This is a genomic window from Streptomyces sp. NPDC044704 (genome assembly GCF_056433525.1).
The window spans coordinates 17,748-32,360 of record NZ_JBWKGY010000001.1 but is presented as its reverse complement, the minus strand read 5'-3'; the positions used below and the strand labels follow the sequence as shown (position 1 = coordinate 32,360).

15 protein-coding genes are annotated in these 14,613 nt (G+C 74.6%); 5 read left to right on the top strand and 10 right to left on the bottom strand.

Translation table 11 applies throughout. The features are described from left to right. The first annotated feature begins 45 nt into the window (after positions 1-45). Entirely contained in the window at positions 46-327 is a 282-nt protein-coding gene (locus AC07B0_RS00155; protein WP_356881594.1) for a chaplin, read from the top strand. An 80-nt stretch (positions 328-407) separates the two neighbouring features. Here AC07B0_RS00155 and AC07B0_RS00150 read toward each other — a convergent pair whose 3' ends face one another. The 6 genes from AC07B0_RS00150 to AC07B0_RS00125 form a co-directional block, all read right to left on the bottom strand. After that, positions 408-1,271: a tyrosinase family protein gene (locus tag AC07B0_RS00150; RefSeq protein WP_356881596.1), complete on the bottom strand. Its 864-nt coding sequence runs from the start codon at positions 1,269-1,271 to the stop codon at positions 408-410. A gap of 24 nt (positions 1,272-1,295) precedes the next feature. After that, complete coding sequence (locus AC07B0_RS00145; protein WP_356881598.1) at positions 1,296-1,667, bottom strand: tyrosinase family oxidase copper chaperone; 372 nt, start codon at positions 1,665-1,667, stop codon at positions 1,296-1,298. 110 nt (positions 1,668-1,777) lie between these two features. Then, positions 1,778-2,389: a trimeric intracellular cation channel family protein gene (locus AC07B0_RS00140; RefSeq protein ID WP_478895930.1), complete on the bottom strand. Its 612-nt coding sequence runs from the start codon at positions 2,387-2,389 to the stop codon at positions 1,778-1,780. Between the two features lie 149 nt (positions 2,390-2,538). Further along, complete coding sequence (locus AC07B0_RS00135; protein WP_356881602.1) at positions 2,539-3,660, bottom strand: acyl-CoA dehydrogenase family protein; 1,122 nt, start codon at positions 3,658-3,660, stop codon at positions 2,539-2,541. Beyond that, positions 3,657-4,847 carry an acyl-CoA dehydrogenase family protein gene (locus AC07B0_RS00130; RefSeq protein ID WP_478895928.1) on the bottom strand — a complete coding sequence of 397 codons (1,191 nt, stop codon included), beginning with the start codon at positions 4,845-4,847 and terminating at the stop codon, positions 3,657-3,659. The genes AC07B0_RS00135 and AC07B0_RS00130 overlap by 4 nt, the downstream gene beginning before the upstream one ends. Further along, positions 4,844-5,818 carry an NADPH:quinone oxidoreductase family protein gene (locus tag AC07B0_RS00125; protein WP_356881606.1) on the bottom strand — a complete coding sequence of 325 codons (975 nt, stop codon included), beginning with the start codon at positions 5,816-5,818 and terminating at the stop codon, positions 4,844-4,846. The genes AC07B0_RS00130 and AC07B0_RS00125 overlap by 4 nt, the downstream gene beginning before the upstream one ends. 212 nt (positions 5,819-6,030) lie before the next feature. On the opposite strand from AC07B0_RS00125, the gene AC07B0_RS00120 reads away from it, so the two are divergent. The 3 genes from AC07B0_RS00120 to AC07B0_RS00110 are packed head-to-tail and all read left to right on the top strand — an operon-like array spanning position 6,031 to position 8,429. Next, positions 6,031-7,173, top strand: a complete 1,143-nt coding sequence (locus AC07B0_RS00120) for a hypothetical protein (protein ID WP_478895926.1) — start codon at positions 6,031-6,033, stop codon at positions 7,171-7,173. A gap of 49 nt (positions 7,174-7,222) precedes the next feature. Next, positions 7,223-7,501 carry a hypothetical protein gene (locus AC07B0_RS00115; protein WP_478895925.1) on the top strand — a complete coding sequence of 93 codons (279 nt, stop codon included), beginning with the start codon at positions 7,223-7,225 and terminating at the stop codon, positions 7,499-7,501. A gap of 25 nt (positions 7,502-7,526) precedes the next feature. Further along, positions 7,527-8,429 (top strand): SDR family oxidoreductase, encoded by a 903-nt coding sequence (locus tag AC07B0_RS00110; protein WP_467291781.1) that lies wholly within the window; start codon positions 7,527-7,529, stop codon positions 8,427-8,429. A 206-nt stretch (positions 8,430-8,635) separates the two neighbouring features. Here the strand turns inward: AC07B0_RS00110 and AC07B0_RS00105 are convergent, their stop codons facing one another. Further along, complete coding sequence (locus AC07B0_RS00105) at positions 8,636-9,088, bottom strand: iron chaperone (protein WP_356883477.1); 453 nt, start codon at positions 9,086-9,088, stop codon at positions 8,636-8,638. Between the two features lie 89 nt (positions 9,089-9,177). Beyond that, positions 9,178-9,531 (bottom strand): VOC family protein, encoded by a 354-nt coding sequence (locus AC07B0_RS00100; RefSeq protein WP_356883475.1) that lies wholly within the window; start codon positions 9,529-9,531, stop codon positions 9,178-9,180. A 135-nt stretch (positions 9,532-9,666) separates the two neighbouring features. On the opposite strand from AC07B0_RS00100, the gene AC07B0_RS00095 reads away from it, so the two are divergent. Then, on the top strand, positions 9,667-12,558 hold the full coding sequence (locus AC07B0_RS00095; RefSeq protein WP_478895924.1) for an ATP-binding protein: 2,892 nt from the start codon (positions 9,667-9,669) through the stop codon (positions 12,556-12,558). A gap of 245 nt (positions 12,559-12,803) precedes the next feature. On the opposite strand, the gene AC07B0_RS00090 is transcribed toward AC07B0_RS00095, so the two are convergent. Both AC07B0_RS00090 and AC07B0_RS00085 read right to left on the bottom strand, forming a co-directional pair. Continuing rightward, entirely contained in the window at positions 12,804-13,637 is an 834-nt protein-coding gene (locus tag AC07B0_RS00090; protein WP_356883471.1) for an enoyl-CoA hydratase/isomerase family protein, read from the bottom strand. Between the two features lie 70 nt (positions 13,638-13,707). Then, complete coding sequence (locus tag AC07B0_RS00085) at positions 13,708-14,472, bottom strand: PIG-L deacetylase family protein (protein ID WP_469382564.1); 765 nt, start codon at positions 14,470-14,472, stop codon at positions 13,708-13,710. Positions 14,473-14,613 lie beyond the last annotated feature (141 nt).

Below are 14,613 nucleotides of genomic sequence, written 5' to 3'. Positions count from 1 at the left end.
ATGCCGCAGTCTCTGCGGCGCCCCACATCTCACGAGGAGATCTTGATGTCGCGTATCGCGAAGGCATTCGCCATCACCGCTGTCACCGGTAGCGCAGTGGTCGCCGGTGCGGGTCTGGCCGTCGCCGATGCCGGAGCGCACGGTGCGGCTGTCGGCTCCCCCGGTGTCCTGTCGGGCAACCTGGTCCAGGTTCCGGTTCACGTTCCGGTCAACGTCTGCGGCAACACCGTCAACGTGATCGCCCTGCTGAACCCGGCCTTCGGCAACACCTGCGTCAACGCCTCGGGCGGCGGCGGCGACCACCACACCGAGGGCTACGGCGGCTGATCGCCTCCCCCACGGACCGAAGGGCCCCCAGCCGCGCGGCTGGGGGCCCTTCGCACGTACGGGACCGGGCGGCTCCGGATTCACGCGTAGCGGTAGGTGCCCTGGTGGCCGAGCATCTCGCGGGGGGTGACGTCCCACGGCGGCATCGGCTCGTCGAGGGCGATGACCCGGCCGCGCTGGAGGTCGCCGAGCGGGAGGGGGGCGGCGGGCAGGTAGCCGGAGCGCGGGTGCTTCTGCTGCCAGCGGTCCCAGATCAGGTCCACGAAGGCGTGGTGCAGCCAGAAGGCCGGGTCGTTGGGGGCGGTGCCGCCCGTCATGTGGCCGCCGATCCACTGGTGGACCTTGTTGTGGTTGCGCCAGCGTTCGCTCTTCGGTGCGGCCCAGCCCTCCAGCTTGTTGCGGAAGCCGCCCGCGGTCGTGGTGGAGTCCCACGGCGAGGTGTCGTAGGCGGGGTCGTCCAGGGCCCACTGGAGCTCGGCCGGCGTGGGCAGGGCGATCGGGTTTCCGGGGCGGCCGAGGTTCCGGGTCAGGAACCTGGCCTCGGTGACGCCGACGGTGATCGTCCAGTTGCCCCGGTCGTGGGCGAAGGGCCCGGTCATGACCTGACGGTCGCTCTCGCGGCCGGTCCCGCCGAGGAAGTCGTCGGCCCAGAGGGAGGAGACGGGGCTGGTGTCGGTGGTCCAGTCCCAGTACGGGATGGACACGCCGGGGTCGACGGCCTGGAGCTGCTTCTCGAACTCCAGTAGGTAGCGCCGGTGCCAGGGGAAGAACGACGGGGACATGTGCCCGACGCGGAGCTTGCGGTCCCGGTCCGGTACGAAGTACTTGTCGTGGGTCCGCACGAACGCGTCGTAGACGCCGCTCCGCTTGAGTTCCAGCACGGCCGCCGTGAACCGCTTCTTCTGGGCGCTGGTCAGGTTCTTCTGGTTCTGCCGGGTGTACAAGGGGTCCCTCCCGATTCCCGTCCGTCAGCCGTGGTGCGGGGCCGCGAGGGCCAGCTGGGTCGTGCCGAGTTCGTCGACGGCGGCGCGGGCCAGCTCCAGGGGGGTCGCGTAGGACTGGAAGTGGTTGATCCCGCTCAGGTAGCTGCCGTCGGCGCGGCGCATGACGTGCAGGGGGCGGCCGTCGATGCGGACCGCCGCCGAGGCCAGGTCGACCGCGATGTGCCGGCCGCGGTACGTCTCCTCGGCGAGGGGCGCCGGGGTGAGCGTCTGCCGGGGCCGCCGGGCCCGCAGTACGGGGGCCACGGCCGCGGCCGTGCCGGCGAGCACGGCCGCGGTGAAGGCCGTACGGAGGAGCGCGCGGCGGGTGAGTGGTGCGGCGCCGGGGTGTGCGTACATGCGGTCTCCCTCGCTCGGTGGTCCGCGTTACGGGGTCTAACGCGGAGCGGCGGGCGAGGTCACCTCTCGGGACGGTCGTCCTTCGGGTGCTCGTGGGCGGCGGGCCGGGATCAGCCGCTGGCCCGCTGGAGGCGGGGCAGGTGGAGGTCGCGGAAGACGGCGGCCAGTCGCAGGGCGAAGACGAGGGAGGCGCTCGCGGCCGTGTTCAGGGTGTCCGGGACTCCGGCCCAGTGCAGGCCCAGGTAGGCGGCCGCGCCGGCGAGGGCGGCGGTCGCGTAGACCTCCTCGCGCAGCAGCAGCGGGGGGAACTCGCCGCACAGCACGTCGCGGATCACCTCGCCGGTCACTCCGGTCACGACGGCGAGGATGAAGACGGCGACGGGCGTGACGTGCGCGTCCAGGGCGGCGCGGGCCCCGATGACGGTGACCACGGCGAGGCCGACGGCGTCGACGACCATCAGGGTGCGCTGCGGCAGGCTGCGGCGCCGCAGGTAGAACATGGTGAGGGCGGCGACCGAGGCGATCAGTACGAGCAGCAGCCAGTCACGCGTCCAGTACAGCGGATGCCGGTCCAGGACGAGGTCGCGCAGGGTGCCGCCGGAGATGGCGGCGGCGAAGGCGAGGGCGAACCCGCCGAAGGGGTCCATGTTGGCGCGGTGCGCGGCGAGGACGCCGGAGGCGGCGAAGGCGGCGATGCCGAGCAGGTAGAGGGCGTGCAGCATGGCGCCTCCTTCACGGGGCGGGCGGGTTACGGCGGCCGGACGGGCGACTCGTAGAGGCTGCCGCACCGGGCCCGCCCCGCACATCGGCCGTTCGGCCGGTCTCCCCGGCCCGGGAAGGCGCCTCCCCCGGGCCGGGGGAGGCGTCCGTGTCAGGGGGCCGGGAGTTCCGCGAAGTCCGCCACGAGGCCGCGGTGGTGGCCGGACGTGCCCAGGGTCAGGGAGTCGGCCTTGGCCCGCTTGAGGTAGAGGTGGGCGGGGTGTTCCCAGGTCATGCCAATGCCGCCGTGGAGCTGGACGCACTCCTCGGCCGCGCGGACGGCGACCCCGGAGCAGTAGGCCTGGGCGACGGCGACCGTGAGCGGGGCGTCGGGGGCGCCGGTGGCGAGGGCGTCGGCGGCGGCGCGGGCGGCCGCGCGGGCGGAGGCCACGTCGAGCCAGAGCCGGGCGAGGCGGTGCTTGAGGGCCTGGAAGGAGCCGACGGGGCGGTTGAACTGGTGGCGGCCGCGCACGTATCCGACGGTTTCGGCGAGGCACCACTCGGCGAGCCCGAGCTGTTCGGAGGCGAGCAGGCCGGCCCCGCTGAGCAGGGCTCCGGCGACGGCGGCCCGGGCGGTGGCGGGGTCCGCGAGGCGGGTGCCGGCCGCCGCGTCGAGGCGGACGGTGGCGAGGGGGCGGGTCAGGTCCAGCGGGACCGGCGCCGTGAGCGCGGCGGAGGCCGCGGGGACGGCGTGGAGTCCGGTGTCGGCGAGGACCAGCAGGACGTCGGCGGCCACCGCGTCGGCGACGGAGGTGACGGTGCCGGTCAGCAGCCCGCCGCCGGAATCCCGTACGGGGGCCGGCAGCGGGGCGCCCGGGGCGAGGGTGAGCGGCAGGGCGGGTACGCAGACCTGCCGTCCGGCGGCGAGTTCCCCGAGCAGCGCGGCCACTTCGGGGGTGGAGGTGTCGCAGCCGAGCAGGATCTCCGTCGCGAGGACGGAGCTCGTCAGGTAGGGGACGGGGGCCACGGACCGGCCGAGCTCCTCCAGGACCACGGCGGCTTCCCGGTGGCCGGCGCCCTGGCCGCCGAGCTTCTCGGGGACGAGGAGTCCGGCGGCCCCGATCCCGGAGGCGAGGGTGGTCCACAGCTGCGGGTCGTGGGGCCGGCCGGTTTCGGCACGGGCGAGGACGGCCGCGGCGTCGCAGCGGTCGGCGAGCAGCGACCGTACGGCCGAGCGGAGTTCCTCCTCGGTCTCGGAGTACAGCAGGTCGAAGGGGGCGCGCTCGGCCGTCATCGGGAGAGGTCCTTCCAGGCGAGGTCCTTGTCGTCGCGCGGCTCGGGGGGCAGGCCGAGGACGCGTTCGGCGACGATGTTGAGGAGGATTTCGCTGGTGCCGCCCTCGATGCTGTTGCCCTTGGCGCGCAGGTAGCGGTATCCGGCGTCGCGGCCGGTGAAGTCGACGATCTCGGGGCGGCGCAGGGTCCAGTCCTCGTACAGGAGGCCCTTCTCGCCGAGGAGTTCCACTTCCAGGCCGCTGATCTCCTGGTTGAGGCGGGCGAAGGTGAGTTTCATGCCGCTGCCCTCGGGGCCGGGCTGTCCGGCGGCGAGTTGCTGGCGCAGGCGTTCCCCGGTGAGGCGGGCCACCTCGGCTTCGACCCACAGGTCGAGGAGCCGCTGGTGCAGGGCGTGGGTGCGCAGGCCGGGGCGTTCGCGCCAGAGCGCGGCGACGGGGGCGATCATGCCGCCTTCGCGGGGGATGCGCATGCCGCCGATGGAGACGCGTTCGTTCATCAGGGTGGTGCGGGCGACTGCCCAGCCCTCGCCGACGGCGCCGAGGCGGTGGGCGTCGGGGATGCGGACCCCGGTGAGGAACACCTCGTTGAACTCGGCCTCTCCGGTGATCTGGCGCAGGGGCCGGACCTCGACGCCGGGGGCGTGCATGTCGCACAGGAAGTAGGTGATGCCCTGGTGCTTGGGGAGGGTGGGGTCGGTGCGGGCGATCAGGATGGCCCAGCGGGCGGTGTGGGCGCTGGAGGTCCACACCTTCTGCCCGTCCACCACCCACTCGCCGTGCTCCTCGTCGAGCACGGCCCGGGTGCCGAGCGCGGCGAGGTCGGAGCCGGCGCCGGGCTCGCTGAACAGCTGGCACCAGACTTCCTCGCCGGTCCACAGGGGGCGCAGGAAGCGGTCCTTCTGTTCCCCGGTGCCGTACGCGAGGATCGTGGGCGCGGCCATGCCGAGGCCGATGCCGATGCGGCGCGGGTCGTTGTCGGGGGCTCCGGCGGCCTCCAGTGCGGCGTCGACGGCGGGCTGGAGGGAGCGGGGTGCGCCGAGACCGCCGAGGCCCTCGGGGTAGTGCACCCAGGCGAGTCCGGCGTCGAAGCGGGCGCGCAGGAAGTCGGCGCGGGCGGTGGTGGCGGGCGGGTGCGCGGCGAGGAGGTCGCGGGTACGGGCGGCGAGTGCCTCGGCGGTGACGGTCATCGGGCACCGCCGTCGAGGGCCGGTACGACGACCAGCCGGCCGGTGGTGGCGCCGTCGGCGAGGCGCTGGACGGCGTCGGCGGCCGCGGTGAGCGGGACGCGTTCGCTGATCAGGGGGGTGATCAGGCCGTCGGCGGCGAGGCGGGTGAGTTCGGTGTGGCAGGCGAGGATGGCGGCGGGTTCCTTCGTGGCGTACAGGCCCCAGTGCAGGCCGAGGACGGCGTAGTTCTTCACCAGGGCGTGGTTGAGGGCGGGGGCGGGGATCGTGCCGCTCGCGAATCCGACGACGACGATGCGGCCCTCGAAGGCCACGCACTTGGCGGAGGCGGTGTAGGCGTCTCCGCCGACGGGGTCGTAGACGACGTCGGCGCCGCGTCCGCCGGTGAACTCCTTGACGCGGGAGACGATGTCCTCGGTCGTGCGGTCGATGACGAGGTCGCAGCCGAGTTCCTCGGCGGTGCGCGCCTTGGCCTTGCCGCCGACGACGCCGATGACGGTGGCTCCGGCGGCCTTGCCGAGCTGGACTGCGGCGCTGCCGACCCCGCCGGCGGCGGCGTGCACGAGCAGCGTTTCGCCGCTCCGGAGGCGGGCGCGGCGGTGCAGGCCGAACCAGCCGGTCTGGTACCCGACGTGCAGGGCCGCGGCTTCGGCGTCGTCGAGGGTGTCGGGTGCCGGGAGCAGGGCCCGTTCAGGGGCGGTGACGTACTCGGCGAACCCGCCGTGGGGCAGGCTCGGGTTGGCGATGACGCGGCGGCCGTCCTCGGTCTCGCCGCAGATCTCCACGCCGGGGGTGAAGGGCAGCGGGGGCCGGATCTGGTACTGCCCGCGGACCAGCAGCGCGTCGGGGAAGTTGACGTTGGCGGCGAGCACCTTGAGCCTCACCTCGCCCTCGCCGGGCACCGGTTCGGGGACCTCTTCGAGGCGCATGGCCTCGCGGGGCTCTCCGGGTGTGTGTACTCGCCATGCCTGCATCCGGGGCCTCCAGCCGCCGTCGAGGAACCACGCTCCGCGGCATACTAAGCGGTCGCTTGCAGTCTTGGGAACCGGCCCGTCCAGGGCGAAATCCGGACGACCCGCGAACGGCTCGCATCCTTCCGGGCGCCGTCGCGCGTCTCCTCGGACAGCAAGTGACCCGTACGCGTCATGACTCAACGGGGCACGGCATCTGATCTGGGGGGAAACGGATGAAGCGCACCACGGCAGCGGCGGGGGCCGCCGTCGCTCTGGCGGGACTGATCACGGCGGCCGGACCGGCCGCGGCCGCACCGCCGCTCTGCAAGCCGGACGTCCTGCGCCTGCAGGCCCTGCCCGACGGGACCTCGGGGAGCCCCTTCACCGACCGGGTGAACGCGCTGGGCAGGGGGGACCTCGCGGTGGGCACCTCCAAGCAGCGGCCCGTCTACTGGCAGGGCACCCGGGTGTACCGCGTGCCGCTGCCCGCCGGGTACACCACCGGCGAGGTCCGCTCGGTGAACGCGAAGGGGCTGATGGCCGGCACGCTGAAGCAGGCGGACGGCGGCAAGCGGGTGCTGTTCACCTACCAGAAGGGCGCCGCGTCCGTACGCCTGATCAGCGCCCCGGCCGACTCTCCCCGCGAGGGGAAGGCCTTCGTCAACGACGCGGGCCGCGTGGCCGGACTGGACGGCGAGGTCCCCCGGGAATGGGTCGACGGAAAGCCCGTCCGCACGCTCGAACTGCCGCCGGGAACCGACCCCCAGACGAAGATCACGGAGATCAACGGCATCAACGGGCGCGGGGACGTCCTCGGCTCCGCCCTCGTGCACTACGAGGTGGAGGAATGGCCCGGATTCGTCTACCGGTCCTACCCCGTGGTGTGGCCCGCCGGAGGCGGCCCCGCGCAGGGGCTTCCCGCGGTGAGCCAGAACGACTACACGCGCACCACCCATCCGCAGGGCATCGACGAGCGGGGCACGGTGGTCGGCTACGAGTCGGAGGGCTGGCGCGACATCCGGCGCGACGTCGGCCACCTGTGGAAGGCGCCGTACACGGCAGCGGCGGCCGCGGCCCCCGACCTGGCCGGCCAGACCGAACTGCAGACGAGCGCGATCAGCCCGAACGGCAAGGCGGTGGTGGGCATGGCGTACTCCTGGTCCGACTTCGACTACCCGAAGCCCACACAGGCCGCCTACTGGACCGGGAGCGGCCCGGTGAAAACCCTGCCCACGCCGACGGCCGGCACGCACGGCGAGGCGACCGCCGTGTCCGACGACGACCGGGTGGCCGGATCCGAAGCCTCGTGGACGGTCCCCCACGGCCTGCTCGTGTGGACGTGCGCCTCCAGGCAGGCAACCGTTCCGCAGGGTTGACGGTCTGATCACCGCAACCACTCGACACCGGGCGTACCACCGCGGCCGGGTGGTGGGGCTGGAGGACTACCACTACCGCAACGACCCGAAGCTGATGCCGGCCGTGTGGAAGAAGCCGTACGCCGCCCTGCCCGCGGACCCGGGCCGGATCAAGGGGTACGACGGCGACCGGGTGGGCGGCACGGTCCTCGACCGGGAGGCGCGCGCGGGCAACGCCGTCGTGTGGACCTGCGCCGGCAAGCAGGCCGCCGCCCTCTGGGGCCGGGGCACCGGATGCGGGGCACGAGTCACGGGTCACAGGGCACGGGTCACGGGCATGGTGATCTGAGCGTCCGCACGCTATCGATGGGCGCATGGAGAATCCGCAGCGCGGCCTGCCCGCGCCTCCCCCGTCCGGTTCCGCCGCCCTGCCCGCCGGTACCTACGCGGGGCAGGTCGTCCTCGTGACGGGCGGCGGATCCGGGCTGGGCAAGGCCATCGCCGCCGAGTTCGCCCGGCTCGGCGCGGATCTGGTGATCGCGAGCCGCCGCGCCGGGCAACTGGAGGCGGCCCGCGCGGAACTGGCGGCCGTCCCCGGCGCGGGCCGGGTGACGGCCGCCGTCTGCGACGTCCGCGACCCCGGACGGGTCGCGGACGTCTTCGACGCGGCCGAGGCCGCACTGGCCCTGCCCGACGTCCTGGTCAACAACGCGGCCGCCAACTTCCCCTGCCCCGCCGAGGACCTGTCCCCCAACGCCTGGCGGGCCGTCGTCGACATCACGCTGACCGGCACCTGGTTCATGACCCGCGAGTTCGGCCGCCGCCACCTCGCGGCGGGCACCCCGGGGTCGATCGTGAACATCGGCGCCTCGTACGCCTGGACGGGCGGGCCCGGCTTCGCACACAGCGCCGCCGCGAAGGCCGGGGTGAAGAACCTGGTGGAGACGCTCGCCGTCGAGTGGGGCCCGTACGGGATCCAGGTCAACGGGCTCGTACCCGGGCTGTTCCCGCACGCCGACATGAGCGACGACGTCCGCGGCGGCCTGGAGCACGCCGCCCCCGGCGACAAGGATGCCCTCCAGCCCGCCCTGCGCGTCGGCGTTCCGCGCGAACTGGGCTGGGCGGCCACCTTCCTGGCCTCGCCGTACGCCCGGTTCGTCACCGGCCACACCCTCGTGGTCGACGGGGCGAACTGGCAGCGCCGGACCCTGGTCAGCCCCGAGGTCGTCCCGCTGCGCGAACAGCTGGGCCGTCCTCCCTTCCGGTCACCGCACTAGGGCCTGTCGTCAAACTCCCGTCTGCCCCGCGACGCCTGGCACGCGCTCTCGCCGCACCGGGCGAAAGCCAAGTACGTCCAGTACGCGGGCTTCCGCCCGGCGCACCGAGAGCACGCACCAGACGCCGCAGGGCCGCCCTCCGGGCGACGACGGGAGTTTGACGACAGGCCCTAGTGCCGCCCGGGGACCACCCGCAGGGCGCACCCTCAGCTCACGGCCTGCTTCACGAGTGCGGCGATCCGCGCCTCCACTTCGGCCGTCACCTCGGTCAGGGCGAAGACGGCCGCCCACATCGGGCCGTCGTCCAGCTGCGCCTGGTCGCTGAAGCCGAGCGTCGCGTAGCGCGATTTGAACTTCTCCGCGCTCTGGAAGTAGCAGACGACCTTGCCGTCCAGTGCGTAGGAGGGCATCCCGTACCAGAGCTTCGGTGCGAGGACCGGTGCGGTGGCGGTGACGACGGCGTGGACGCGTTCGGCCATGATCCGGTCCGCGTCCTGCATCTCGGCGATCTTCGCGAGCACGTCCCGTTCCGCCTCGGCCGCCTTGTCCGCCTTCGAGCTGCGGCGGGCCGCCTTCTTGAGCTCCTGGGCGTGGTCCTTCATCGCGGCCCGCTCCTCGGCCGTGAAACCCTCGTGTGCGCGGTTGCCGGTGCTGCTCATGGTGGATCTCCCTCTTGGGACTCTGGATGTGTGGTCGTGAAAGGGGGCTCGGACCCCGGCCGTGCGGCGGGAGCGGGGTGGGGCGTCCGTCATTCCTGGAGCAGTCCGATGAGGTTGCCGTCGGGGTCGATGACGGTGGCCACCAGGCGGCCGCCGCCGACGTCGTGCGCGGGCTCCTTGACGGTGGCGCCCACGGCGGTCAGTTCGGCGAGCTTCGCCTCGATGTCCGGCACGTGCCAGTAGCCCAGCGGCGAGGTCAGGCCCTGCGGTCCGCCGCCCGGGAGGAGGCCGATGTGCTGGCCGGCGGCCTCGAAGCCGACGTAGTGGGGCCCGTCGGCCTGCGGCGCGACACCGAGCAGCGCGGCGTACACCGCCTTGGCCTGGGCGAGGTCGGACACGGGATGCAGCACGGTCTTCATCCCCTGGGTGGAAGAGCTGGTCACGGTCACTCCTGTCGTCGCGGAACCCATCGGCCCGGTGTGGTCCGCCGGGCTCGTTCCCTGTGCCCACAGCTTCCCCCGGGCGGGGTACGGGGCGCCTCCGTGCTGACCACGGAGAGCACTACGGATAATGGCCCGGTGTCCACTCCAGTGATCTCGGCTCGGGAAGCCGACGTGCTCGAACTCCTCGGGGAGCACCTGAGCAACGCCGAGATAGCCGCCCGGCTGTTCATCTCCGTACGGACGGTCGAGTCCCACGTCTCCTCGCTCTTGCGGAAGTTGGAGGTGCCGGACCGGCGGGCGCTGTCCCGGCGCGCGCCCGGACCCACGCGTACCGAGCAGGTGCGCCCGGCCCGCGTGCTGCCGACGCCGCTGACGGCGTTCGTCGGCCGGACGCGCCAACGCGGGGAGCTGGCCGCGGCGGTGACGGAGCGTCGGCTGGTGACCGCCGTCGGGCTGGGCGGGGTGGGCAAGACGCGGCTCGCGCTGGCGGTGGCGGCGGACGTGGCGGGTGACTTCACCGACGGGGTGTGCTTCGTCGACCTGGTCCCGGTCACCGATCCCGGGCGGGTGGGCGCGGCGGTCGCGGCGGCCATGGGCGTGGGCGAGCAGCCCGGGCGCGGCATCGACGACGCGCTGGTGGCCGCGTTGGCGGACCGTCGGGCGCTGCTGGTACTGGACAACTGCGAGCAGGTGCGCGACGGGGTGGCGCCGTTCCTGGAACGGCTGCTCGTGGCCTGCCCGGGGGTACGGGTGCTCGCGACCAGCCGGGCCCGGCTGATGGTGCCGTTCGAGTGGGTCTTCCCGGTTCCGCCGCTGTCGCGCGTCGGCGGCGGCGAGTCGGAAGCGGTGGCCCTGTTCCTGGAGCGGGCGGCGGCGGTCGGCGGGGCCCCGGCTCCGGCGGAGCGCGAGCGGATCGCGGCGCTGTGCGAACGTCTCGACGGGATGGCGCTGGCCATCGAACTCGCGGCGGCGCGGTGGTCCACGCTCGGTTTGGACGGCCTGACGGCCGGCCTCGGCGACCAGCTCCGGATCCTGGCCGGCGGCCCCCGTGCCGACGGCAGGCACCGGTCGGTGCGGGCCGTCCTCGACTGGAGCCACGACCTGCTCGATCCGCAGGACCGGGCACTGCTGCGCCGGGTGTCGGTGTTCGTCGCTCCGTTCACCGCCGAGGCGGCCGCCGAGGTGGCCGCCGAGGTGGCCGCCGAGGCGGCCGCCGAGGTGGCCCGGTCCGCCCCGCTGGAGCCGGCCGCGGTCGCCGACGGGCTCGGCAGGCTCGCCGAGCAGAGCCTGCTCGCCGTGGCCCCGTCCGACACCGGCACCCGGTACCAGGCGCTGGAGACCCTGCGCCAGTACGGCACGGAGCGGCTCGCCGACGCCGGTGAGCTCGACGATGTCCGGTCGCGCCACCTGGCGTGGTGCCTGGCCGGTGCGGCCGGCCTCCAGGAAGGCGGCGGCTCCCACTGGCGGGCCCGGTTCGACGCGGTCGCCGAGGACCTGCGAGCCGCCTTGAGCTGGGCCGCGGGCCGGCCGGAGCAGCGCGGGGACGCGTGCCGGCTCGCCCTGTCCATGGCCGAGCTGGCCTTCACCCGGAACCTGCTGGGCGAGGCCCAGCAGCGGTACGAACAGGCGGCCCTGCTCGCCGCCGACGGCGCCGACGCCGCCGCCGCGTTGCGGCAGGCCGCCGGGGTGGCCGGGTGCCGCAGGCTCGGCGACGACATGTACCGCCTGCACCGGGCCGCCGCCGAAGCCGCCCGCCGGGCCGGGGACGCCGCCGGGGCCGCCCGCGACCTGGCGGCTGCCGCCACCGCCGCCTACCGCTTCTCCAGCACGTTCGCCACCCGGCTTCCGCCCGCGGACGAGGTGACCGGCCTGCTCGCGGCGGCGCGCGAGCTGACCGGCGACGAGGACCCGGCCGCCGCGGCGGCTCTCGCGCTGGCCGAGGCCGCGGTGGTGGCGGACGCGTTCGGCGCGGTCCAGGGGGCCCCGGACAACACCGCACCGGACACCGTCGCGTGCGCCGAACGGGCCGTCGAACTCGCCCGGCGCGCGGGCGACCCGGTGGCCCGTTCCGCCGCCCTCGACGCGCTCTCCGGCGCCCGGAGCTGGGCCGGTGAGAGCTTCGCCGCCGCGGCCGCCGCCCGGGCCCGGATCGACATCCTGACGTCGGCACCGAGCGGCCCCGCCCGGACGCACGAGCTGATCGACGCCCTCGCGATGGCCGCCGCGACCGCCGTCGGCACGGGCGAGCTGGAGGCGGCCCGCCGGTGGGGCGGTCAGCTCGCGGGCCGGCCGCAGCTGGCCGAGGTGGGCGACCACGCCACGTCCTGGCTGCTGGTCGCGGACGCGTTCGCGGGCGATGCCGACGCGGTGCTCACCAGCAGCGTGCGCTTTCTCGACGCGTGGGAGCAGGCCGGCCGGCAGCGGTCGTTCTCGCTGGGTCCGGCCGCCGCGGCGGTCGCGATGATCCACGGCTTGCGGGGCGACCACGAGGCCCGGGCGGCCTGGCTCACGATCACCGACCTGACGGGCGGCAAGGAGGACCACCACCACGGCCACGGCGCCGTCTTCGACGCCATGGTCCTGCTCCATCACGGGGACGCGCACGCGGCCCTGGAGCGCGTCGCGCCCGAGCCGGAGCAGGTGTGGAAGTGGGTCTGCTGGGTCTGGCTGCACTGGTACGCGGCGCTCCGGGCCGAGGCGGCGGTCCTCGCCGGGCACCCGGACGCCCGGGCGCGGGTCGCCGCCGCCCGGGCCGTGGTCGCCGGGAACCCGGTCGCCACCGCCCTGGTCGACCGGGCGGAGGCACTGCTCGGCGGCGATCTGCCGCGGCTGCTCGCCACCGCGGCGGCGTTCGAGACGGCCGGCTGCCGCTACCAGTGGGCGCGCACGCTGCTGCTCGCCGGGGGCGCGCACGCGAAGACCGGCGCGTCCGCGCTGGCCGGCCTCGGACTCGTACCCGTACCCGTGGCCCGGCCGCTCCAGGCCACTGCGGTCGAGCGGCCGGCCCGGCCGGCGCCGGAGCGGTAGGGGCGCCACCCCGGCCGCCCGCGGCCCCGCAGGTCGGAACGTGCCCCGCCGGCCGGCCGGCGGTCGCCGCGTCTGCCGGTGTCCGGGGCCCGGCACGGTGATCGCGGCGGGGCCCAGCGGCGTCCGGGGCTCGACCAGGCCGTCCGGGTCCCGCGGAGCACGGGCAGGTGCCGCCCGGGCCGTGCCGTCGGAGCCCCGGCCGCCCGGCGAGGAACCGGGCACCGGCCGCGCGTCCCGGACCGTCCTCACGCCCCCCTGAACTCCGGGCTGCGGCGGGCGGCCTTGGCTCCGTAGCCCTCGCGGCAGTCGTCGGAGGTGAGGGTGAGGGCCGCGGTCATGGCGACCCGGTCGAGCGCGGCGGGCAGGGCGGCGTCCGCGAAAGCGTCGACGGCCCGTTTGATGCCCTGGACCGCGAGCGGGGCGTTGGCCGCGATCTCGGCCGTCAGGGCGCGCGAGGCCGCGTCCAGCTCGGCCACGGGCACCACCAGCTGGACCAGGTTGAGTCGCTCCGCGGTCGCGGCGTCGATCCGGCGGCCGGTCAGGGCCAGGTACTTGGCCCAGCCGGCGCCCGCCTCGCGGGCGATGCGCAGGTCTCCTCCGGCGTCCACGGCCACGCCCAGCCGGGCCTCGGGGAGGGCGAAGAGGGCGTCCTCGGCGGCCACCCGGAGGTCGGCCATGAGGGCCAGTTCGAAGCCGAAGCCGAGGCAGTGGCCCTGGACTGCGGCGACGACCGGCTGCGGGAGCCGGGCGAGGACCGCGAAGCGTTCGTGGACCCAGCGGATGCCCTCGTAGTAGTTGCGGGTCCGTTCCGCAGCGGACTCCCCCGTGATGGCCCCGCCGGGGGCGCTCACGTCGATGCCCGCGCAGAAGGCCCGCCCCTCGGCCCGCAGCAGGACCACCCGCACCGAGGGGTCGAAGCGGATCCGGTCCGCGAGGAGGCCCAGCTGGCGGGTGGATTCCCAGCTCCAGCCGTTCAGCTTGTCCGGACGGCAGAGGGTGAGGACCGCCACCGCGTCCTCGACGTCCAGGCGGACGCGTCGCTCACCCTCACCGATCTCCGTGGTGACTGTGTCGATCACCGTGTCCCCGCCCCCGCCCCTGGACCCGCCGCCGAAATTCCTGACGAACCGTCAGACTAGGGTGGCGGGGTCAGCGGGGGAAGACCTCGAACGGCACCGCCGGCCGGCCGCCGAAGCGGGCGGCCGCCTGCTGGACGTTGCCCGTCAGGAAGGTACGGACGTACTCCTCGGGATCCTGGTCCGTCAGCACCTCGATGTACGCCTTGTGCTCCAGCAGGGACCTGACGGAACGCTCCAGGCCGGGTCCGGCGTCGACCGCGTGCGTCGGCGTCGCGGTGCCCGCGACCGCGACCCAGCGGACCCCGCCCCACGGCTCCAGGCCCTGCTCGGAGATGAGCTCCGGGAAGATCCACCGGTTGCCGGCGTCGGCGGCGGCGTCCAGGGTGGCCCGGCCGACCGCGCGGTGGTCGGGGGTGTTCCAGTATCCGCCGCCGCCCGCGCCGCCCCAGGTGTCACGGTGGTTGAGGGTGATCACCAGCTCGGGGCGGTGGCGCCGGATGGCCGCCGCGATGTCCCGGCGCAGACCGAGGCCGTACTCGACGACCCCGTCCTGGTGGTCGAGGAACTCCACCGTGGAGACCCCGACGACGGCCGCGCTCGCGCGCTGCTCGGCCTCGCGCAGCGGAGCGCATTCGGCCGGGGCGATCGTGTCGATGCCCGCCTCGCCGCGCGTGGCGAGCACGTAGACGACCTCACGTCCGCCGTCCGTCCAGTCCGCGATCGCCGCCGCGCAGCCGTACTCCAGGTCGTCGGGGTGGGCCACCACGGCGAGGGCGCGCTGCCAGTCGGTGGGCATCGGCTGCAAGGGGGCCTGCTGGTCTGCTCTTTCGCTCATGTACCGCACCCTAGGGCGGGGGCGCGGTGAGGGCTACTCGACCGTCTTCGCGACGCGGGCCCGGTCGGCGAACTCCCGGCCCCAGCGCCGCCAGACGCGTCCGCGAGGGAGGTCTTCGGCACCGGCCCGGCAAGATCCGAA